The 20,583-nt window shown below is 63.7% G+C and carries 18 protein-coding genes; 10 read left to right on the top strand and 8 right to left on the bottom strand.

Going from position 1 to position 20,583, the window contains the following annotated elements; all coding sequences use genetic code 11:
- Positions 1-28: 28 nt before the first annotated feature.
- The 4 genes from CSQ95_RS01055 to CSQ95_RS01040 all read right to left on the bottom strand — a co-directional run bounded on the left by CSQ95_RS01055 (position 29) and on the right by CSQ95_RS01040 (position 4,848).
- The gene (locus CSQ95_RS01055; RefSeq protein WP_034752817.1) at positions 29-1,087 is read right to left on the bottom strand and encodes a branched-chain amino acid ABC transporter permease; all 1,059 of its coding nucleotides are present in this window, start codon (positions 1,085-1,087) and stop codon (positions 29-31) included.
- An 83-nt stretch (positions 1,088-1,170) separates the two neighbouring features.
- The gene (locus CSQ95_RS01050; protein ID WP_175444778.1) at positions 1,171-2,067 is read right to left on the bottom strand and encodes a branched-chain amino acid ABC transporter permease; all 897 of its coding nucleotides are present in this window, start codon (positions 2,065-2,067) and stop codon (positions 1,171-1,173) included.
- A 19-nt stretch (positions 2,068-2,086) separates the two neighbouring features.
- Positions 2,087-2,902 carry an ABC transporter ATP-binding protein gene (locus CSQ95_RS01045; RefSeq protein WP_029496076.1) on the bottom strand — a complete coding sequence of 272 codons (816 nt, stop codon included), beginning with the start codon at positions 2,900-2,902 and terminating at the stop codon, positions 2,087-2,089.
- Between the two features lie 14 nt (positions 2,903-2,916).
- A complete protein-coding gene (locus CSQ95_RS01040) occupies positions 2,917-4,848 on the bottom strand; it encodes an AMP-binding protein (protein ID WP_070218972.1) in 1,932 nt (643 codons plus the stop codon).
- Between the two features lie 180 nt (positions 4,849-5,028).
- Between CSQ95_RS01040 and CSQ95_RS01035 the strand changes: the two genes are divergently transcribed.
- Genes CSQ95_RS01035 through CSQ95_RS01005 form a run of 7 tightly spaced genes read left to right on the top strand, consistent with a single transcriptional unit; the run spans position 5,029 to position 12,063 of the window.
- Entirely contained in the window at positions 5,029-5,727 is a 699-nt protein-coding gene (locus CSQ95_RS01035) for a Crp/Fnr family transcriptional regulator (RefSeq protein ID WP_070218973.1), read from the top strand.
- Positions 5,714-7,774: a DUF4132 domain-containing protein gene (locus CSQ95_RS01030; RefSeq protein ID WP_099408127.1), complete on the top strand. Its 2,061-nt coding sequence runs from the start codon at positions 5,714-5,716 to the stop codon at positions 7,772-7,774. The genes CSQ95_RS01035 and CSQ95_RS01030 overlap by 14 nt, the downstream gene beginning before the upstream one ends.
- 46 nt (positions 7,775-7,820) lie before the next feature.
- Positions 7,821-9,644, top strand: a complete 1,824-nt coding sequence (locus CSQ95_RS01025) for an aminopeptidase P family protein (RefSeq protein ID WP_099408126.1) — start codon at positions 7,821-7,823, stop codon at positions 9,642-9,644.
- Positions 9,644-9,892 (top strand): hypothetical protein, encoded by a 249-nt coding sequence (locus tag CSQ95_RS01020; protein ID WP_034752831.1) that lies wholly within the window; start codon positions 9,644-9,646, stop codon positions 9,890-9,892. Before CSQ95_RS01025 ends, CSQ95_RS01020 begins: the two co-directional genes overlap by 1 nt.
- A complete protein-coding gene (locus CSQ95_RS01015; protein WP_070313099.1) occupies positions 9,893-10,633 on the top strand; it encodes an MgtC/SapB family protein in 741 nt (246 codons plus the stop codon).
- Between the two features lie 5 nt (positions 10,634-10,638).
- Positions 10,639-11,226: a DUF924 family protein gene (locus tag CSQ95_RS01010; RefSeq protein WP_070313098.1), complete on the top strand. Its 588-nt coding sequence runs from the start codon at positions 10,639-10,641 to the stop codon at positions 11,224-11,226.
- A 9-nt stretch (positions 11,227-11,235) separates the two neighbouring features.
- Positions 11,236-12,063: a Rossmann-like and DUF2520 domain-containing protein gene (locus tag CSQ95_RS01005; RefSeq protein ID WP_070289392.1), complete on the top strand. Its 828-nt coding sequence runs from the start codon at positions 11,236-11,238 to the stop codon at positions 12,061-12,063.
- Here CSQ95_RS01005 and CSQ95_RS01000 read toward each other — a convergent pair.
- Positions 12,060-13,556, bottom strand: a complete 1,497-nt coding sequence (locus tag CSQ95_RS01000) for a sensor domain-containing diguanylate cyclase (RefSeq protein ID WP_257217907.1) — start codon at positions 13,554-13,556, stop codon at positions 12,060-12,062. The two genes, CSQ95_RS01005 and CSQ95_RS01000, sit on opposite strands and share 4 nt — an antisense overlap.
- 225 nt (positions 13,557-13,781) lie before the next feature.
- Here CSQ95_RS01000 and CSQ95_RS00995 point away from each other — a divergent pair, with 225 nt between their 5' ends.
- Positions 13,782-14,144, top strand: coding sequence for a hypothetical protein (locus tag CSQ95_RS00995; protein ID WP_070218980.1), 363 nt, complete (start codon positions 13,782-13,784; stop codon positions 14,142-14,144).
- A 143-nt stretch (positions 14,145-14,287) separates the two neighbouring features.
- On the opposite strand, the gene CSQ95_RS00990 is transcribed toward CSQ95_RS00995, so the two are convergent.
- Positions 14,288-14,869, bottom strand: a complete 582-nt coding sequence (locus CSQ95_RS00990) for a molybdopterin-dependent oxidoreductase (RefSeq protein ID WP_099408124.1) — start codon at positions 14,867-14,869, stop codon at positions 14,288-14,290.
- Between the two features lie 225 nt (positions 14,870-15,094).
- Between CSQ95_RS00990 and CSQ95_RS00985 the strand changes: the two genes are divergently transcribed.
- On the top strand, positions 15,095-15,676 hold the full coding sequence (locus CSQ95_RS00985) for a porin family protein (protein ID WP_070218982.1): 582 nt from the start codon (positions 15,095-15,097) through the stop codon (positions 15,674-15,676).
- 72 nt (positions 15,677-15,748) lie between these two features.
- On the opposite strand, the gene ettA is transcribed toward CSQ95_RS00985, so the two are convergent.
- On the bottom strand, positions 15,749-17,416 hold the full coding sequence (ettA, locus tag CSQ95_RS00980; RefSeq protein WP_034752850.1) for an energy-dependent translational throttle protein EttA: 1,668 nt from the start codon (positions 17,414-17,416) through the stop codon (positions 15,749-15,751).
- Positions 17,417-17,503: 87 nt separating this feature from the next.
- Positions 17,504-18,388: an EamA family transporter RarD gene (gene rarD, locus CSQ95_RS00975; RefSeq protein ID WP_070218983.1), complete on the bottom strand. Its 885-nt coding sequence runs from the start codon at positions 18,386-18,388 to the stop codon at positions 17,504-17,506.
- A gap of 238 nt (positions 18,389-18,626) precedes the next feature.
- Here rarD and CSQ95_RS00970 point away from each other — a divergent pair, with 238 nt between their 5' ends.
- Positions 18,627-20,504, top strand: coding sequence for a potassium transporter Kup (locus CSQ95_RS00970; RefSeq protein WP_086137271.1), 1,878 nt, complete (start codon positions 18,627-18,629; stop codon positions 20,502-20,504).
- Positions 20,505-20,583 lie beyond the last annotated feature (79 nt).

Genomic DNA, 20,583 nt, shown 5'->3' with positions numbered 1-20,583 from the left:
CAAGTGAACCGACATCGACTGCAAAAACTTAATGGGGGAAGGGCCAGAGTCGCAACTTTTCCTTGGCGATCTGCCACAGCCTGGCCAGGCCGTGCGGCTCGACGATCAGGAAGAAGATGATCAGCGCGCCGAACACCATCAGCTCCAGGTTCGAGGCCACACTGGTCGGCAACGCCAGGCCATGCGCGATGGTGTTCAGGAAGACGGGCAGCAGCACGATGAAGGCCGCGCCCAGGAAGGAACCGAGGATAGAACCGACGCCGCCGATGATGATCATGAACAGGATGCGGAAGGACAGGTCCAGGTTGTACGCTTCCGGCTCCACCGTGCCCAGGTAGGCGTACGCATACAGGGCGCCGGCCACGCCGCAGTAGAACGAGCTGACGGCAAACGCCAGCAGCTTGGTGCGCATCAGGCGAAAACCGATGACTTCGGCCGCCATGTCCATGTCGCGCACGGCCATCCACGAGCGGCCCACGTTCGAGCGGATCATGTTCTTGGCCAGCAGGGCCATGCCGGCCACGATGGCCAGCACCAGCAGGTATTTGCTTTGCGGCGTGTCGAACTGGTAGCCGAGGATGGTCATCTTTTGTACCGTGATCACGCCCGAGGAGCTGTAATTGGTCAGATACGGGATCTTGGTCAGGCACCAGACGACGAAGAACTGCGTCGCCAGGGTGGAGGCGGCCAGGTAAAAGCCGCGGATGCGCAGGGAGGGCAGGCCGAAGGCGATGCCCACCATGGCCGCGCACAGGCCGCCCAGGATGAACGACACCAGCAGCGGCAAGCCGGGCAGGCGCGCCATGAAGTTATACGAGGCAAACGCGCCGACGGCCATGAAGGCGGCCGTGCCCAGCGACAGCTGGCCTGCGTAACCGGTCAGGATGTTCAGGCCCAATGCCGCCAGGGCGAAGATCAGGAACGGGATCAGGATCGCCGACAGCATGTAGGGCGAGGCGAAATACGGCAGGAGGAAGACGGCGACGAGCAGCGTGGCCGTCAGCGCCAGGCGGTCTTGCCGGATCGGGAAAATCTGGTTGTCAGCCTGGTAGCTGGTCTTGAATTGTCCTGCTTCACGGTAAATCATGGCGTATCCTTTGCGGGCTGTTTTGGCTGTTGTCGGGTTACGCGCCATGCGCTAACCCGACCTACGATGCTGTTTCGGTGGTGTTATATGCGACGGATGATCTTCTCGCCGAACAGGCCTTCCGGGCGCACGAGCAGGAACAGCAGGGCCAGCACATACGGGAACCAGCCTTCGATGCCGCCGCCCACCATGGGGCCCAGGTAGACTTCGGCCAGCTTTTCCGACGCGCCGATGATCAGGCCGCCGACGATGGCGCCTGGCACCGACGTAAAGCCGCCGAGGATCAGCACGGGCAGCGCTTTCAGGGCGATGAAGGTGAGGGCGAACTGCACCCCGTTGCGCGCGCCCCACAGCAAGCCGGCCACCATCGCCACCAGGCCCGCCACGCCCCACACCACTGCCCAGATGCGCTGCAGCGGGATACCCACGGCCAGCGCCGCCTGGTGGTCGTCGGCGACGGCGCGCAGGGCGCGGCCCACCTTGGTTTTCGAGAACAGCAGGGCCAGGCAAATCACCAGCAGCGCGCAGATGCCGGCCGCCACCACGTCGAACTGCGAAACGATGATGTTGAAATGATCCATCAGGAAGGGCATCGGCACGTCTTCGATGGGTAGGTCCAGCTTGTGTACCTGCGAGCCCCACATCAGCTGCGCCAGGCCTTCGATGAAAAAAGTCAGGCCGATGGTGGCCATGAAGAGCGTGATTTCCGGCTGGTTGACGAGCGGCCGCAAGACCACCCTTTCAATCGCCATGCCCAGCACGATCATGGTGAGCATCGTCAGCGGGATGGCCAGCCACAAGGACAGGCCGAACTTGTCCATGATGCCGACGCAGGTGAGGGCGGCGAAGAACACCATCGCGCCCTGCGCAAAATTGAACACGCCCGAGGCCTTGTAGATCAGAACGAAGCCGATCGCCACCAGCGCATACATGACGCCCGACAGCAGGCCGCCGATCAGCACTTCAAAGAAAAAATTGATATTCATTGCCATTCCTTGTCTAGTGCGCCACGCCGAGATAGGCATTGATCACGTCCTGATTGCTGCGCACCTCGTCGGGCGTGCCGTCGCCGATCTTCTTGCCGTAGTCGAGCACCACCACGCGGTCGGAGATATCCATCACCACGCCCATGTCGTGCTCGATCAGCACGATGGTCGTGCCCAGCTGGTCGTTGACGTCGAGGATGAAGCGGCACATGTCCTGCTTTTCTTCCACGTTCATGCCGGCCATCGGTTCATCCAGCAGCAGAATCTCCGGTTCGGCCACGAGGGCGCGGCCCAGTTCCACGCGCTTTTGCAAGCCGTAGGGCAGGCGCCCCACGGGCGTCTTGCGGATGGCCTGGATTTCCAGGAAGTCGATGATCTCCTCGGCCTTCTTGCGGTGCTCGATTTCCTCGCGCCGCGCCGGTCCCCAGTACAGGGCCTGCAGCAGGAAATTCGACTTCATTTTGAGGTTGCGCCCCGTCATGATGTTGTCCAGCACCGTCATGCCCTTGAACAGGGCGATGTTCTGGAAGGTGCGCGCGATGCCGGACTTGGCGGCCGCGTAGCAATCCATGCCGCGCCGGTGTTCGCCCCGGTAAATGATCTCGCCCTGCTGCGGGCGGTACACGCCATTGATCACGTTGAGCATCGAGCTTTTGCCCGCGCCGTTCGGGCCGATGATGGCGCGGATTTCATGCTGTTTCACGTCGAACGAAATGTCGGTCAGCGCTTTCACGCCGCCGAACGACAGCGAGATGTTCTTCAGGTCGAGGATCACGGGACCCGTCTTGCGGGCCGTGCCGAAATGGGCGTCGGGTTCGTTCATTTGCATCGTGCTGTGCTCCATCATGCGGCCAGGCCCTGGGGCCGGTACGTTTTGCTGTCCCAGATCTGCAGGTTGGCGCTGGTCGAGCCAAGGCGGCCATCCTCGAATTTCACCTGGGTCTCGATGTATTGCGTTGCCTTGCCCTCGTACAGGGCGGAGATCAGCACCGCGTATTTTTCGGCGATGAATTTGCGGCGCACCTTGCGCGTGCGGGTCAGTTCGTCGTCATCCGGGTCGAGTTCCTTGTGCAGCACGAGGAAGCGGTGCACCTGCGTGCGGTCCATCAGGGGGTCGGCCGCCAGTTCCGCGTTGACCTGCTCGATGCAGTCGCGGATCAGGCCATAGGTTTCTGCGCGCGCCGCCAGGTCCGTGTAGCCGGAGTAGGCGATGCCGCGCCGCTCGGACCAGTTGCCCACCGCTTCGATGTCGATGTTGATGAAGGCGCACACCTGGTCGCGCGCATGGCCGAAGGCCACCACTTCCTTGATGAAAGGGAAGAATTTGAGCTTGTTTTCGATGTAGTTGGGGGCGAACATGGCGCCGCAATTCATCTTGCCCACGTCGGCCGCGCGGTCGATGATTTTCAAATGGCCTTCGCTGTCGAACACACCCGCGTCGCCCGTGTGGAAGTAGCCGTCGTTGTCGATTACTTCGGCGGTGGCGTCGGGACGCTTGAAGTAGCCGCTCATGGTGGCGGGCGACTTGACCAGCACTTCGCCATTGGCCGCCAGCTTGACTTCCACGCCTGGCGCCGGCAAGCCCACGCTGTCGAACTTGATATTGCCGTCCGGTTGCAAACACACATAGGCGCAGGTTTCGGTGGAGCCGTACAGCTGCTTGAGGTTGACGCCGATCGAGCGGTAGAAGCGGAACAGGTCGGGGCCGATGGCGGCGCCGGCCGTGTAGGCGACGCGCACGCGCGACAGTCCCAGCACGTTTTTCAGGGGGCCGTAGACGAGCAGCTCGCCCAGCTTGTAGCTGAGACGGTCCGTCAGCGAGACTGGTTTACCGTCCAAGATCTGCGCGCCGCAGCGCTTGGCCACGTCCATGAAATGGCTGAACATGCGGCGCTTGATGCTGCTCGCGTCTTCCATGCGTATCATCACGCTGGTGAGCATGTTCTCGAACACGCGCGGCGGCGCAAAGTAGCAGGTGGGGCCGATTTCGCGCATGTCGATCATCACCGTGTCGCCCGATTCGGGGCAGTTGACGGTAAAGCCGGCCACCATGGCCTGCGCCAGCGAGAACAGGCAGTCGCCCACCCACGCCATGGGCAGGTAGGACAGGATGTCTTCATTGTCGGTGAGCTGGTCGAAGGCGACGCCGCCTTCGCCGGCTGCCAGCAGCGCCGTATGGCTCTGGCACACGCCCTTCGGCTTGCCCGTGGTACCCGAGGTGTAGAGGATCACGGCCGAGTCGCTGCCCTGGCCCGCTGCCACGGCGGCGTCGAAAAAGCCCGGGTGTTCGCGGTCGTAGGCGCGGCCGAGCACCTGCAGGGCGGCAAAGGACGTCAGCTCCGGCTGGCGGTAATGGCGCATACCCCGTTCATCGTCATAGGCGATGTGGGCGACGTGCGGATACAAGGCCTTGAGCTCGAGCAGCTTGTCGACCTGTTCCTGGTCTTCGACGATGGCGTAGCGGATTTCCGCATCCTGCAGCACATAGGCCATGTCGGCGGCCGGCGCGTCCTGGTACAGCGGCACGGGCACGCCGCCCAGGCTTTGCGCGGCCAGCATGGCCCAGTACAGGCGGGGACGGTTGTCGCCGATGATGGCCAGGTTCATGCCGCGCTGGAAGCCGATGGCGGCCAGGCCGCAGGCCAGCGCGCGCACCTCCTCGTTGACCTCGGCCCAGGTCCAGGTCTGCCAGATGCCCAGGTGTTTTTCGCGAAAGGCGGGCTTGTCGGATCGTACTGTCCCGTGTTGCAATAAGCGCCGCGGAAAAGTCGGCATTGTTGCTGTGGTATGCGTTTGCACCAGTGTCTCCCTGTTGCTTGTCTCAGGCTCCACCTCGTTGGATGGCGCTCTGTGTTTTTTATGTGTAAGGCATTTGTGCAATGATAGTAGCTTGCGTTAGTTTGCCGAGTTGTCTTTTCGGGGACATTTATCCACTTTTCGATGGTGCATCGCACAATGACCAACCCTGATATCAGCCTCAAGGATGCCGTTCGCGCGGCCAACTGGGCGCAGCTGCTCGACCCCGTGCAAATGGCCCGGGTCGAGGCGGATGTGTTCGAGACTTTCGTGCCGAAAGGCGGTTTTGTCTGTCGCAAGGGCGAACCGGTGGACAACTGGATCGGCGTTATCAGCGGCATGGTCAAGATGAATAATTTTTCCGCTTCCGGCAAGGCCATGACCTTCATCGGCGTGCCGCCCGGCAGCTGGTTCGGCGAAGGTTCATTACTGAAGAATGAAATCCGCAAATACGACACCATGGCCCTGCGCGACACGCGCGTGGCGCGGCTGCCCGGCGCCACCTTCCACTGGCTGCTGGAAACGAGCTTGCCATTCACGCGCTTTCTGCTGATGCAGCTCAACGAGCGCCTGGGCCAGTTCATCGGCATGGTGGAAAACGAGCGCCTGCTGGACCTGAACACGCGCGTGGCGCGCTGCCTGGCGTCGATGTTCAACTCGCATTTATACCCGGGCGTGGAAACCCTGGTGCAGCTGTCGCAGGAAGAAATCGGCCTGTTGTCAGGCTCCTCGCGCCAGCGCGCCAACCAGGCCTTGCAGGTACTGGAAAAAAAGGGTTTATTGCGTCTCGATTACGGCGGTATCCGCGTGCTGGACCTGGAAGGCTTGCGCCGCTACGAGGCCGATGATGGCGAGTGATTCCATTCGCGCCGCGGCGCTGCGCGCGCGCCTTGATGGCGGCTTTGTCGAGCATGCGCGTTTCACGGGGCCGCCGGTCGATTTCAGCCACTGGACTCCCGAAGAACTGGGCGCCGTCTGGGGGGCGCTGCACCGCGCGGCCGGCTTCGGCCATGACGGTTCCGTGCGGCGCGAACTGGCGCTGGGGCTATTGGCGCAAGCGAGCAGCATGAACCTGGCACCGGCGCTGGCAGGCGAGATGTTCCTCGACGCGCTGGAAGCGGCCCGCGTGCACGACTGGGACTACGCAATCGGCTGCCTGGCTTGCCTGCGCGGCGCGCCACCGGAAGGCAGCGCGCAGCTGGCGCTGCGCATCCTCGATGAACCGAAGCACTGGGGCGAACAGCATTTTGCCGCCTGGCTGCTGGCGCAGCTGGCCGGCGGCGACGCCCTAACCCGGTTCGGGCAGATGATGGATGAGCGCCATGCGCGCTACCCGATGCCCTTGACCTTGCAGGAACTTACCGTGCTGCCGCAGCTGGCGAAAACGTCGCTGCTGGCGCTGGCCGGCTCGCGCTACAGTGGCCATTGGAGCCGCGACAGTATCGGCGAGGCGGATCCTGCCGACGTGCTGGCCGACGATGCGGCGTATGTCGCGTTTGCGCGCACGATACTGGAACAGGCGGCACGCCATATCGCCGCCATCCATGACGGCAGCGTGCCGTATGCGGCCGATGCCGCCTTTGCCACGGCAGACTCTCCCGTGCTGGCGCGCGCCGCGCGGGTGGCGTCCTATCGCGATGATGCCTGGTTCAGGCCCGTGATCGCCGTCTTGCTGCCGTTGGCATGCGTGGCGCCTGGCGCGGCCAAGAGCGCGCCGTCGCAGTCGCTGGCGATGGCGCTGGGCCATGCGGTGGAAACCATCCCCACGCCCGAAAGCCTGCTGGCCCTGCGCGAGGCGCTGGCCCAGGTACGCCATGCGGGCATCCGCAAGAAACTGGAACGCAATCTGAAACCGGCCGAACGGGCGCTGGCCGAACGGCCCGATATCGCCTGGAGGATCGGCATGCCGGGCCCCATGGGCAAGCGGCGCCAGGCCATGCTGGCGCGCCGCCTGGAAGCGGGCTACGCCAGCGAGGTGTGGTTTGGCCTGGACCAATGGCGTGGCCTGCGCGACGATGCCGATATCGACGCGGTGGCGCGCGCGCTGGTCTGGCGCACGGGCGATGGGCTGGCCTTCATGCTCGACGGGAAAGGCGCCATCGACGCGCAGGGGCAGCCGGTGGATTTGCCGGAGCAAGGCGAGATCGGCCTGTGGCACCCCTTGCATGGCAGCGGGGAGGAGCGCGCCGCCTGGCAAGCGCTGCTCGCGCAGCGGCGCCTGCGCCAGCCGCTGCGCCAGGTTTATCGCGAAATATATGCACCGCCCGGCGACGGCAGTGCCGCATTTGCCGGCTACCAGCTGTCGCTGCCCACCTTGCTGGGACTGGCGCGCCGCGAAGGCTGGCGCCTGGACCACGATGAAGGCCTGTCGCGCCAGTTCGGCGCCTGGCGCGTATTGCTGCGCCTCGAGGGGCACGTGTATCCGGGGGCGGGCGGCGCCTGCACGTCAAACGGGCTGGCGCCCGCGCAGATGATGCCGATGGCGCCGGTGGCGTATTCGGAAGCGTGCCGCGCGGTGGACCTGCTGGTCAGCGCCAGCGCCTTGGCGCTGGTGGAGGAGGAGCAAAGCGTGGAGCGCGAACAGCGCCTGTTTTACCTGGCCAATCTGGCACCGGGGCCGATGGCGGGCATGCGGCGCGCCGTGCTGGAACAGGTATTCACGGATCAGATCGAGGAGGGCCGGATGACGCTGCAAGCGCGCCACCTGATGGTGGGCCGGCATGCGATCCACCTGACCACCGGCAGGGTCACGAAGGATGGCGCCGAGGAGGTGATCGAGGTGGTAGCGCAGGGGAGCAAGCTGGGCGCCGTGCCGTGGCTGCCCTACGACGAGGCGCTGCTGGAAAAAATCGCCGTCGCCGCCGGGGCGCTGCTGGCGCTGCAGCGAGTGCAACCCGGCTGCTAATCGCGGTATCATAGACGCTTCCCAGCACCGCTCCATTTTCGCTCCCATGCAGACACCAGACCAATCCACTCCCGCCTCCCGTTTGTCGCAGCTGCGCGGCGCCATGCGCGCGCAGCACATCGATGCCCTGATCGTGCCGTCCGCCGACCCGCATTTGTCCGAGTACCTGCCGGCCCGCTGGCAGGGCCGCGAGTGGCTGTCGGGTTTTACGGGTTCCGTCGGCACCCTGGTCGTGACGCAGGATTTCGCCGGTGTGTGGACCGATGGCCGCTACTGGGAGCAGGCGGAAGACGAACTTGCCGGCAGCGGCATCGTCCTGAAGAAAATCCCGTCCGGCGCCAGCGTGCTGTATATCGACTGGCTGGGCGAGACCATGCGGCCGGGGCAGACGGTAGCCGTCGACGGCGCCGTGCTGGGCCTGGCCAATGCGCGCCTGCTGCAGCAGGCGCTGGGCGCGCAAGTGACTCTGCGCACGGATACCGATGTGCTGCAAGCCGTGTGGCCGCAGCGCCCGGCCATGCCTGCCGCGCCGGTGTACGAGCATGCGGCCGCGTATCCAACGCTGTCGCGCATGGAAAAACTGGCAGCCCTGCGTGCCGGCATGGCGGCGCACGGCGCCAGCCACCACGTCATTTCCACCCTCGACGATATCGCGTATTTGTTCAACCTGCGCGGCGCCGACGTCAACTACAACCCCGTCTTCCTCGCCCATGCGCTGGTGGGCCCCGAGCGCGCCACACTGTTCGTCGCCGACGGCAAGTTGCCAGCGGCCCTGCGCGCCACCCTGGAGAGCGAAGGCGTGGACGTGGCCGCGTATGACCGCGCGGCCGCCGCGCTGGCCGCCTTGCCGGCCGGCGTCACCCTGCTGCTCGATCCGCGCCGCATCACGTTCGGCACGCGCCAGGCCGTGGCCGACGGCGTGCGCGTGGTCGAAGCCATCAACCCCACTACCCTGGCCAAGTCGCGCAAGACGGACAGCGAAGCGGCGCACGTGCGCGCCGCCATGGAGCAGGATGGCGCCGCCCTGTGCGAATTTTTCAGCTGGTTGGACGCCACCCTGGCCGACCCGCAACGCGCGCCATTGACGGAAATCGGTGTCGACGAACACCTGACGGCCGCCCGCGCCCGCCGCGCCGGTTTTGTCAGCCCCAGTTTCGGCACCATCGCCGGCTTCAATGCGCATGGCGCCATCATGCATTACCACGCCCATGCGGGCAGCGAGGCCACCATCGAAGGCGACGGCCTGCTGCTGATCGACTCGGGCGGCCAGTATTGGGGCGGCACCACGGACATCACGCGCGTGGTCCCCGTTGGCACGATCACGGCAGAACACCGGCGCGATTTCACCCTCGTCTTGCGCAGCATGATCGCCCTGTCGCGCGCGCAGTTCCCGCGCGGCGTGAAGTCGCCCATGCTGGACTCGATTGCCCGCGCGCCCCTGTGGGCCGAAGGCATCGACTTTGGCCACGGCACGGGCCATGGCGTGGGTTTCTTCCTGAACGTGCACGAAGGGCCGCAATCGATTTCGCAGTCCGCCATGCCGGAGCCGCAGACGGCGATGGAACCGGGCATGATTACCTCCATCGAGCCGGGCATCTACCGACCGGGCCAGTGGGGCATCCGCATCGAGAATCTGGTGCTGAACGTGCCGGCCGATACGACTCAGTTCGGGGAATTCCTGCGCTTCGAGACATTGACCCTGTGCCCGATCGACACGCGCTGCGTGGAACGCTCGCTGTTGCGCGACGACGAGGCGGCCTGGCTCAACGACTATCACGCCACCGTGCGCGCGCGCCTGGCGCCGCACCTGGCGGCGCCGGCCGATGCGCCTGCGCTGGCGTGGCTGGAACAGCGCACGGGAGCCATCTGATGCGCTCGACCCGCGCCACGTCCGCCATCGAGCGGCTCAAGGAACGCACCGGCAACCGCCTCTACACGATGGCGCGCACGGGCGATGAACTGTTCTTCCTCACGGAAGGCCCCGGCTTGCCGCCCCTGTGCCCGCCGCTGGAACTCGACGCCTTTGTCGCCTTCGTCAATGGCCTGGGACCGCAAAAGGCGCGCCGCGTCAGCAAGCTCGACGTGGCGTTTGAAAAGCAGCTGACGAAAAAGCCCTAGATGCCGACCATCGATTTCCTGCGCGCCTACTGGTCGCCGGCCGAGCTGGCCACGAATGGCGTAATCCTGCTGAACCTGCTGGGCGCGCTGCTGCTGGGCTTGCTGGTGGGGTACGAGCGTTCGTATCACGGGCGCGCAGCCGGCATGCGCACCTACAGCCTCGTGTGCATGGCCTCGGCCGCGCTGACCGTGCTGGGCGGCTATCCCGAGTTCTGGTACGGCGGCCATGGCGCCATCGTCGGCAGCGATCCCACGCGTGTCATCCAGGGCATCGTCACGGGCGTGGGTTTTCTGGGCGCCGGCGTCATCATGCGCGAGGGCTTCAATATCAGCGGCCTGACGACGGCCGCCTCGATCTGGGCCTCGTCCGTGATCGGCATCATGGTCGGCATCGGCTTTTATCTGTCGGCCATGGGCCTGGCCTTTCTGTGCGCGATGGCGATGATTTTTCTGTCAAAATTGGAGAACTGGCTGCCGTCGCGCCATGCGGTGGCCATCACCATGCGCTTCAAGCAAGGCTTCATTCCGCGCGAGGATGCGCTGCGGCGCATGGCCGCCAAGCGCGGCTACGACATCGCGGGCGGCTCGCTGACCATCGGCAGCACGGACGGCATGCAGGAATGGCGCTTTGTCGCCATAGCGCATGGCAAGAACACGGGCGCCAGCCTGTCGGCCATGTCGGCCGAACTGGCCGCCTTCGACGGCATCGCCGGCTTCCAGCTGTCGCATGCACGCAACTGAAAAGGATGGACATGGACCCCCAGGCTCAAAAAGTACTCGATTTCTGGTTCCTGCCGCCGGATCACCCCGGCCACGGCCAGGCGCGCATGGAATGGTTCCGCAAGGATGACGGTTTCGATGTGCTGATACGCGCGCGTTTCGGCGCGCTGATCGATGCCGCCATAGCCGGCGGCTTGGGTGAATGGGATGCGACGCCGCACGGCGCGCTGGCGCGCCTCATCGTGCTCGATCAGTTCACGCGCAATGTGTACCGCGGCACGCCGCGCGCCTTTGCCGGCGACGCCTGGGCGCTGGCGCTGGCCGTCGCCATGACGCAGCAGGGGCTGGACCAGCAACTGCCGCCGATGCTGCGCGCCTTCGTGTATTTACCGTTCGAACACGCGGAAGACCTGGCCATGCAGGCGCGCGCCGTCGAGTTGTTCCAGCGCTTGTCGCAGGCGCAGCCCGGTTTTGACAGCATGCTCGACTACGCCGAGCGCCACCAGGAAGTGATCGCCCGCTTCGGCCGCTTCCCGCACCGCAACGCCATCCTCGGTCGCCCCTCGACCCCGGAAGAAGTGGAATTTTTGCGCCAGCCGGGATCGAGCTTTTAGACAATCATCATGAACGTGACATTGAATATCATCGGCGCCGGCCACGTGGGCAAGGTGCTGGGCCGTCTGTTCGCCGGCGTGGACGGGATCGCGGTGCAGGATGTGCTGACGCGCTCGATGGCGTCGGCGCAGACGGCCGTGGACTTTATCGGCGCCGGCACCCCCGTCGACAGTTATGCGGCCTTGCGCCACGCCGACGTCACCATGCTGGCCGTGTCGGACGACCAGATCGGCCCGGCCTGCGCGGCGCTGGTGGCCGAGGGACGCCAGGCGGGCGCCATCGTGTTTCACTGCAGCGGCGCGCTGGCCTCGAACGTGCTGCTGGCCGCCACGCAGGCCGGCGCTTTTGTCGCCAGCGCCCACCCGATCCGCAGCTTTGCCGACCCGCAGCAGGTGGCCGCCACCTTCGACGGCACGTTTTGCGGCGTCGAAGGCGACCCGCTGGCGCTGGTTTTCCTCACGCCGGCCTTGATCGCCATCGGCGCGCGCCCCGTGCCCATCGATCCGGCCGCCAAGACCCTGTATCACGCCGCTGCCGTCTTCGCCAGCAATTACCTGGTGACGGTGCTCGACGCGGCCTTGCGCGCCTACCAGGCGGCCGGCATTCCCGAACCGGTGGCGCGCGAACTGGCGCAGCCGCTGGTGACGGAAGCGGTGGCGAACGTGTTTCGCCTGGGGGCCGCACCCGCGCTGTCCGGCCCCATCGCGCGCGGCGATTCGGCCACCGTGCAACGCCAGCAGCTGGCCGTGCAAAGCTGGGATGCGGCCACGGGCGAGTTGTACCGGGCGCTGGTGGCGCCCACGCAGGACCTGGCCCGGCGCAAGTCTGCGCTTTAAGCGGCACGCAGGCGGTTGCGGCCCTGCTCCTTGGCCTGGTACAAGGCGCTGTCGGCGCGCGAAAAGAAGGCCGATTCGCTTTCCTCTGGCCGGTACTCGGTCACGCCCAGGCTGATCGTCACGGGGACGCGCGGTTCGGGCAGGCCGAAATCGTGCCGCTCGATGGCCGCGCGCAGGCTTTCCGCCACTTCCGCCGCTTTGGCTAGGCAGCAGTCATTCAGCAGCACCAGGTATTCCTCGCCGCCCCAGCGCGTGATGACGTCGCTTTCGCGCACGGTGGCGCGCGCCACGTCCGCCACGCCACGGATGACCTTGTCGCCCCACAGGTGGCCGTGGGTATCGTTGACGCGCTTGAAGAAATCGATGTCGAAGAGGATGGCCGACATCGGCTGCTCATTGCGTTTGGACAATAACATCGCGCGCTGGAACAGCAATTCCAGCGACTGGCGGTTCAATAGCCCGGTCAGCGCATCCGTCGAGGCGATGCGCTCGATGCGGCGCTGGTAGCGGTTCACCGTCAGCAGGGTCAGCAGCAGTACCAGCAGGGTGACGCCAAAGCTGATGGCCAGGTTGAAGATGAACACGCGCTGCAGCGACTGGACTTCGTCGCTGACGTTTTGCTCGACCACCAGGTACCAGCCCAGTTCGGGAATGAAACGCGAGTTGACGAGGATTTGCGCGCGGCCCAGCTGGTACGACAGATGCGTCGGCTCGCTGCGGTGGTTGATGATCTGCTCGGCAATGGCGTTCACGCCGGGCAGGCTGCGGATGTTGCCGTGCCCGTTGCGCACGCTCTTGCCTGCCAGCACCAGGGAGCCGGCGGCATCGACAAAATAGATGTTGCGGTGGAAGCGCGCCTGGTAGCGATCGATGATGTGGCTCATGGTGGCCAGGGTCAGGCCGATGCCGGTGGCGCCGATGAACTGGCCATCGTAATCGACCACGCGGTGGTTGATGAAGATGGTCATGCTGTCGCGGTTGGCCATGTCCACGTCGACATTCGTTTCATAGTCGGTCTTGTCCATGGCGCGCACGCGGTAGTACCAGATGTCGCGCGTCGCTTGCGGACTGACGGATTTCAAGGTGCCTTCCGCGTAATAATATTTGCTGCTCTTGTCCGAGACGAGAAAGCTGGTGATGGCGCCGTACTTCTTCTTGACTTCGGCCAGGTAGCGCACGATCTGTTCCGGCTTGTTTTCGCCGGCCAGTATCCAGTCGCGCACGAAGGTGTCGTGCGCCATCAGCGAGGAGATGAAGACGGGGCGCAGCATGTCCTTCTGGATTTCCGAGTAAATATTGTCGCCCGTCAGCGGCAAGGTCTGGTCGGCGATGCCGTGCTCGATGGCCTGGCGCGAAGCCAGGTAGCTGGCCAGGCTGGTGGCCATGAAGCCCGCCCCCAGGATCAGGGTCAGGAGGATGAGCAGGCGGTATTTGATCGACAGAAGACGCATGGAGACGAGGTAGTGGCAGGCGGGAAGGCCATGGTGAGGCAAGCTAAAAGTATGCAGCAGGGCGGATATTGGCGCAATGATAACTGGTTTTATTGACAATTTATGCTGGCGAACGCGACAAGATAACCACGACTTACCAAATAAAAGTGCCGATTTGTCGACAAAGATGCAAATTAGCAATAAGATTTGATGAGGGGAATCATTGCGCATCGCCCCCTGTCTTGCCGCCCGTTTCAGGCGCGGGACATTCCGCGCAGGGAGTGTTGCATGTTATTTTTAAAGAGTACGTCCGTTAGCAAGGCCCCCGGCATCTACGAGGTCGACATCGCCGCCAAGCCGCCAGGCAAGACCTTCGGCATTTTTCTTGCCACCGATCCCGACCATCCGCCGCTGGCCTTGCTGGAGCAATTGAAGGCGCTCGGTTTCGAGAACACCTATAGTTCGCCCTACCTGCACAAGGATTCGGGCAAGGTGCTGGACCTGCATTTCCAGAAGGATGGCACGGATATCTTCAAGGGCTGGAAAACCGAGGAGTGCACGCACAACCTGGCGGCCATCACTGCCCTGTTCGAAGAGCACGGCATTACCATCGCGCCACGTGTCATGTCGATGGCCGAAGCCTACGCCTAAACGCCTGTCAAAACCTGCTGCGCGTCGCGCTTTGCGGCCGGCGATGCTCACCGGCTCGGCGCCCCCGTGCTTAAGCACGGCTGCGCCTCTCGGCTACAAATCACTGCCGCTCGCTACGGTTTTGTCTGGCGTTGCAAGTCAGCTCAACCCGCCTCCACGCCGATGTGATACAGCGCCCACGGGCAGTTGGCGAAGCGCTCGGCCAGGGGCAGTGCCGCCACGGCCGCGATGCGGTCCGCGTCGTGGATCGCCCATAGCGGTCCCAAGCCGCCCAGCGCCATCGGCTGCCCATCGAGGTGGGTGGCGACAATAAAACGCTGTGCGCGCGCCTGCGCCATGGTCAGCGCCGCCGCATAGCCATCCACGGCGCGCAGCAGCAGGCGGACCTCGCCTTCCTCGGGGGCGCCCGCCGCCTTCAAGACATCGACCAGCAGCGGCCCGCGCAACGCATGCGCCTTGCCGTCGTATTCCAGGGTGGGGCGAATCGTGTGTGCCGGCAAGTTCGTCAGCGCCGCAAAGTCGAATGCCCGCGCCCGCTCAAAACTGATTTTCTGCTTGTGCATCATCTGGTCGCGCACGGCGTCGAACGGGCCCCGATTCGGCTTGTCGATGCTGCCCGTGACGGTCAGCAGGGCAGGACTGCGCAGGCCGGCGGGCGCCGCCCGCGCGATGGCGGGGAGGGCCGCGCCGGCCATGGCGGCGGCGAGAAACTGGCGTTTGTGCATGCACTGCTCCTTCGGACTGAAAATCGTTAATGTTCTTAAGTCTATCTTAAGTTCGCTCAACGGTGCGCATTTTACGGTTATTGTCAGTTTGCAATCTCCGCTTACATCTTGTCACAGTTCTTACGCAATGGAGAAAGACGTAGCTTTTTTCGGCTGTTATTGTGTACTCATCGCACTTCGCTGAACTGCGAATCCAGGCACCATTCACTAATTAAGAGAGAGAACATGATGAAGAAGAAAATCCTGTTTGCAATGATCGCTTCCGTTACTGCACTGACCGGCATGAGCGCCGCGCACGCCGAAGGCGCCTATGTGGGCGCCGGTGTCACGGGCAACCGCTACAACTTCGATATCCCTGGGGCCACCAGCGCCGATAATCACAGCGGCTACAAGGCCGGCGCCAAGATCTTCGCCGGTTACGATTTCGATAAAACCTGGGCGGTCGAGGGCGGCTACGCCGATTTCGGCAGCAAGGATTACAGCTATGTCACCGGCGCCGGCAACGGTTCCGTGAAAAGCGATTCGCACGGCTACTACCTGGCCGGCAAGGCCACCATGCCCGTGAGCGACAAAGTCGGCGTGTTCGGCAAGCTCGGCGTGGCCAAGGTCAAGAACAGCTTGAGCGGCACGGGCCTGTCGACCGGCATCAGCGGCAACGACAAGACGGGCGTGTACGCTTCCGTCGGTGCCCAATACGCGATCAACGAGAAAGTCTCGCTGACGGCGGAAGTGGAACACTTCGGCAAGAGCGCCGACCAGGGCCGCAAGGCCACCGGTCTCGCATTAGGCGCACGCTACAATTTCTAATCGCTTAGAAATGTGCTGAAAAAAAAGGCAGTTACCGCGAGGTAACTGCCTTTTTGCATTGTCAGAGGTAAATTACGTCGTCAATGGCTTGTAGCGGATACGCTTCGGTTTCGCGCCTTCTTCGCCCAGGCGTTTCTTCTTGTCGGCTTCATATTCCTGATAGTTGCCGTCAAAGAAGGTGACCTGCGAATTGCCTTCGAACGCCAGGATGTGCGTGGCGATACGGTCGAGGAACCAGCGATCATGGGAAATGACCATGACGCTGCCGGCAAATTCCAGCAGGGCGTCTTCCAGCGCGCGCAAGGTTTCCACGTCCAGATCGTTCGACGGTTCATCGAGCAGCAGGACGTTGCCGCCCATCAGCAGGGTTTTCGCCAGGTGCAGACGGCCGCGTTCACCGCCGGACAGGTTGCCCACTTGCTTTTGCTGGTCCGAGCCCTTGAAGTTGAAGCGGCCCAGGTAGGCGCGCGACGGCATTTCGAAGCGGCCGACCGTCAGCATGTCGGCGCCGCCGGAGACGTCTTCGAACACGGATTTGTTGTCAGCGAGACTATCGCGGTTCTGGTCGACGATGGACACGCGCGCCGTCTGGCCGATGGCCACTTCGCCGCTGTCCGGTGTTTCCTTGCCGGTGATCATCTTGAACAGGGTCGATTTACCGGCACCGTTGGGGCCGATGATGCCGACGATGGCGCCTGGCGGCACGGTAAAGCTCAGGTTATCGATCAGCAAACGGTCGCCGAACGCTTTCGACACGTTCTTGAACTCGATGACTTCATTGCCCAGGCGCTCTGCCACGGGAATGAAGATCTCCTGCGTTTCGTTGCGCTTCTGGTATTCGTGCTCGGACAGCTCGTTGAAGCGGGCCAGACGGGCTTTCGACTTGGCCTGGCGCGCTTTCGGGTTCTGGCGCGACCATTCCAATTCCTTCTGCAGCGCTTTCTGGCGCGCCGATTCCGTCGCTTCTTCCTGCTTCAGGCGGGCTTGCTTCTGGTCCAGCCAGGTCGAGTAGTTGCCTTTCCATGGAATGCCGTGGCCGCGGTCCAGCTCCAGGATCCACTCGGCCGCGTTGTCGAGGAAGTAGCGGTCATGGGTGATGGCTACCACGGTGCCGGGGAAGCGCAGCAGGAATTGTTCCAGCCAGTCGACCGATTCCGCATCCAGATGGTTGGTCGGCTCGTCGAGCAGCAGCATGTCCGGTTTCGACAGCAGCAGCTTGCACAGCGCCACGCGGCGCTTTTCACCGCCGGACAGCACGCCGATGGTGGCGTCCCACGGCGGCAGGCGCAGCGCGTCGGCGGCCATTTCCAGCTGCAGATTCAGATTGCCGCCGTCGGAGGTCGAGATGATCGCTTCCAGGCGTGCCTGTTCCGTGGCCAGGGCGTCGAAATCGGCGTCTTCCTCGGCATATGCGGCGTACACGGCTTCCAGCTTGGCTTGCGCTTCAAACACTTCGCCCAGGCCCGACTCGACTTCCTGGCGTACGGTTTTTGCCGGGTCCAGCTGCGGTTCCTGCGGCAGGTAGCCGATGTTCAGGCCCGGCATCGGCACGGCTTCGCCCTGGATGTCGGTGTCGATGCCTGCCATGATTTTCAGCAGGGTCGATTTGCCGGAGCCGTTCAGGCCCAGCACGCCGATCTTCGCGCCTGGGAAGAAGGAGAGGGAAATATCTTTCAGAATCTGGCGCTTGGGCGGGACGATTTTGCCCACGCGATTCATGGTGTAGACGTAATTTGCCATTAGAAATCTCGGGTGATATACAAAGACGGACAGGATACGGTAAACGCCCGCTTCCGGCCAGCGCTGTGCGCTGCCGGAACGGACCGATCAGGCGGCCAGGCGCGCGCGGCGGCTGCTCCACAGGCCTTCGGCCGCATACAGGCCCAGCGCCGTCCAGATGACGAGGAAACCCAGCATGCGCTCGGGCGTGAACGATTCGTGGAAGACCCATACGCCGATCAGCAGCTGGCCCGTGGGGGCGATGTATTGCAATAGCCCCAGCACGGCCAGCGGCAGGCGGCGCGCGCCGGCGGCGAACAGCAGCAGGGGAATGGCCGTGATGGGGCCGGACGCCAGCAGCAGCGCGCGCGTGGCGGTGGAATCCGTATTGACGAAGCCGCTCTGGCCATGCCAGGCCAGCCACAGCATGTAGGCCAGCGCCAGGGGAAATAAAATCAGGGTTTCGAACGACAAGCCTTCCAGCGCGCCCAGCGCGGCCGTCTTGCGCAGCAAGCCATAGCCGCCGAACGTGGCGGCCAGCAGCAGGGCGATCCACGGTACTTGCCCCGCCTGCCAAGTGAGCCAGGCGACACCGCAGGCGGCCAGGCCGATGGCCAGCCACTGCAGGCGGCGCAGGCGTTCGTGCAGCAGCAAAAAGCCCAGCATGACATTGATCAGGGGCGTAATGAAGTAGCCGAGGCTGGCGTCGACCACGTGGCCGTTGTTGACAGCCCAGATATAGATGAACCAGTTGGCGGACAGCAAGAAAGCACTGGCGACGAAGCTGGCCACCACCTGCGGCTGGCCTTTCAGGGCGCCCAGCCAGCTCCACTGGCGGCGCACGGTCAGTACGATGCCTAGAAACAACAGCGACCAGACCATGCGGTGCGCCAGGATTTCCTGTGGTGCAATCTCGCCGATGGCGTGGAAATACAGGGGAAACAGGCCCCAGCACAGGAAGGCGAGGGAGGCGTAGAGCATGCCTGGATTCATGATGGGCTTCGCTGGAGAGTAGACAGTCTGTCATTATGGCTGAAAACATCGGGGGCTGCCCGGCGCCGCTGGCGAAGCGTAGAATGGCAACAAATCAATGGCCGCAAGCCCGCGCAGCAAGGCGGAGCGGCACAAAACCACGACTTTGGGGCAGCTGCGGAACCATGCAAAAATACTCTTGCTATTTGCTAATACCTATCATATTGTGCGATGCAACAAAACAAAAACGGGTGCAATCTTGACGTCGGAACACAAAAAAAGCGGCCTGGTCGGCTTGACGCTGGCGGCCGTCGGCATCGTTTACGGCGATATCGGCACCAGTCCGCTGTACACCCTGAAGACGGTCTTCGATCCTGCCCACGGCCTGGCGGTCACGCACAACAACCTGCTGGGCATCGTCTCGCTGATCTTCTGGGGCCTGACCCTGATCGTCTCGCTCAAGTACGTGACCCTGGTGCTGCGCGCCGACAACCGCGGCGAGGGCGGCATCATGGCCCTGATGGCGCTGGTGCTGTCGTCCGTCAGCAAGTCGTCGCGCTGGCATGTACCGCTGATGGTGATCGGCGTCTTTGGCGCCACCCTGTTCTATGGCGACAGCGTGATCACGCCAGCCATTTCCGTGCTGTCGGCCATCGAGGGCCTGGAAGTGGCCACGCCCGCCTTCAGTCCCTATGTGGTGTGGCTGACGATCGTGGTGCTGGTGGCCCTGTACTCGGTGCAGTCGCACGGCACGGCCGGTATCGGCCGCTTCTTCGCTCCCATCATGCTGATCTGGTTTGTCGCGCTGGCCTGCATGGGCGTGGTCAACATCATCAAGTCGCCGGGCATTCTGGCCGCCATCAATCCGCTGCATGCGGTGGCCTTCCTGCTGGACAATGGCCGCATCGCCTTCCTGTCGCTGGGCGCCGTGGTGCTGGCGCTGACGGGCGCCGAGGCGCTGTATGCCGACATGGGCCACTTCGGCAAGAAGCCGATCCGCATGGCCTGGTTTCTGATCGCCTTCCCCGCGCTGGCGCTGAATTACCTGGGCCAGGGCGGGCTGCTGCTGGCGCATCCGGAAGCCATTTCCAATCCGTTCTACCAGCAGCTGGGCGCCTGGAGCGTGTATCCGCTGGTGATCCTGTCGACCATGGCCACCGTCATCGCTTCGCAGGCAACCATTTCCGGCACTTTCTCGATGACCAAGCAAGCGATCGCGCTGGGCTTTTTGCCGCGCATGCGCGTGCGCCACACGTCGGAAAGCGAAATCGGGCAGATCTACATCCCCGCCGTCAACTGGCTGCAGCTGGCCGTGGTGCTGATGGCCGTCGTCGGTTTCGGTTCGTCTGAAAAGCTGGCCGCCGCCTACGGCATCGCGGTCACGGCCACCATGCTGGCGACCACGATCCTGACCTTCTTCGTCATCCGCTACCGCTGGAAGATGAATTTGCTGCTGTGCTGGGCTGCCACGGGCTTCTTCCTGATCATCGATGTGAACTTGTTCGCCGCCAGCTCCCTGAAACTGTTCCATGGCGGCTGGTTCCCGCTGCTGCTGGGCGCCATCCTGTTCATCATCATGCTGACCTGGAAACGGGGCCGCCAGTTGGTATTCCAGAATCTGGAAAAGCATGCGATTCCGCTCAACGAATTCCTCTCGTCGCTGTTCATCGCGCCGCCGATGCGCGTGCCCGGCACGGCCATCTTCCTGCGCGGCGAAACGGATGGCGTGCCGCATGCGTTGCTGCATAACTTGCTGCACAACAAGGTGTTGCATGAGCGCGTCATTTTCCTCACCGTCTTCATGCATGAAGAGCCGTGGGTGGCGCCATCGGAGCGCGTGCGCGTGGTGGAACTGGGCCACCAGTGCTACCAGGTCAACGTGCATTACGGCTTCAAGGATGAACCGGACATTCCGTCCGCGCTGGCGCAGTGCGCGCAGCAGGGACTGGACTTCGAGATGATGGAAACGTCGTTCTTTATCGCGCGCCAGACCATCATTTCGACGCCGGGCGCCGGCATGATGCCGTGGCGCGAGCACCTGTTCGTCACCATGTCGCGCAATGCGCGCACGGCGGCCGACTACTATCAGATCCCGAGCAACCGGGTAATCGAACTGGGCACGCAGGTGGAAATCTAGACGTGCAATGCGGCGGAATGGTTGTTGTGACAATGTTGTATTGTTGCGCAATCTTCCGCCGTGCTTACGTCTGCTTACA

This window comes from Janthinobacterium sp. BJB304 (assembly GCF_002735765.1).
Taxonomy (GTDB): Bacteria; Pseudomonadota; Gammaproteobacteria; order Burkholderiales; family Burkholderiaceae_D; genus Janthinobacterium.
The sequence above is the reverse complement of the archived record's forward strand: the minus strand, read 5'-3'. Positions and strand labels throughout refer to the sequence as shown.

Bases quoted from the DNA above. Each gene is read 5' to 3' on its own strand.
- CSQ95_RS01055 (WP_034752817.1), bottom strand. From the start codon at position 1,087: ATGATTTACCGTGAAGCAGGACAATTCAAGACCAGCTACCAGGCTGAC.
- CSQ95_RS01045 (WP_029496076.1), bottom strand. From the start codon at position 2,902: ATGCAAATGAACGAACCCGACGCCCATTTCGGCACGGCCCGCAAGACG.
- CSQ95_RS01040 (WP_070218972.1), bottom strand. From the start codon at position 4,848: ATGCCGACTTTTCCGCGGCGCTTATTGCAACACGGGACAGTACGATCC.
- CSQ95_RS01035 (WP_070218973.1), top strand. From the start codon at position 5,029: ATGACCAACCCTGATATCAGCCTCAAGGATGCCGTTCGCGCGGCCAAC.
- CSQ95_RS01030 (WP_099408127.1), top strand. From the start codon at position 5,714: ATGATGGCGAGTGATTCCATTCGCGCCGCGGCGCTGCGCGCGCGCCTT.
- CSQ95_RS01025 (WP_099408126.1), top strand. From the start codon at position 7,821: ATGCAGACACCAGACCAATCCACTCCCGCCTCCCGTTTGTCGCAGCTG.
- CSQ95_RS01020 (WP_034752831.1), top strand. From the start codon at position 9,644: ATGCGCTCGACCCGCGCCACGTCCGCCATCGAGCGGCTCAAGGAACGC.
- CSQ95_RS01015 (WP_070313099.1), top strand. From the start codon at position 9,893: ATGCCGACCATCGATTTCCTGCGCGCCTACTGGTCGCCGGCCGAGCTG.
- CSQ95_RS01010 (WP_070313098.1), top strand. From the start codon at position 10,639: ATGGACATGGACCCCCAGGCTCAAAAAGTACTCGATTTCTGGTTCCTG.
- CSQ95_RS01005 (WP_070289392.1), top strand. From the start codon at position 11,236: ATGAACGTGACATTGAATATCATCGGCGCCGGCCACGTGGGCAAGGTG.
- CSQ95_RS00995 (WP_070218980.1), top strand. From the start codon at position 13,782: ATGTTATTTTTAAAGAGTACGTCCGTTAGCAAGGCCCCCGGCATCTAC.
- CSQ95_RS00990 (WP_099408124.1), bottom strand. From the start codon at position 14,869: ATGCACAAACGCCAGTTTCTCGCCGCCGCCATGGCCGGCGCGGCCCTC.
- CSQ95_RS00985 (WP_070218982.1), top strand. From the start codon at position 15,095: ATGATGAAGAAGAAAATCCTGTTTGCAATGATCGCTTCCGTTACTGCA.
- ettA (WP_034752850.1), bottom strand. From the start codon at position 17,416: ATGGCAAATTACGTCTACACCATGAATCGCGTGGGCAAAATCGTCCCG.
- rarD (WP_070218983.1), bottom strand. From the start codon at position 18,388: ATGAATCCAGGCATGCTCTACGCCTCCCTCGCCTTCCTGTGCTGGGGC.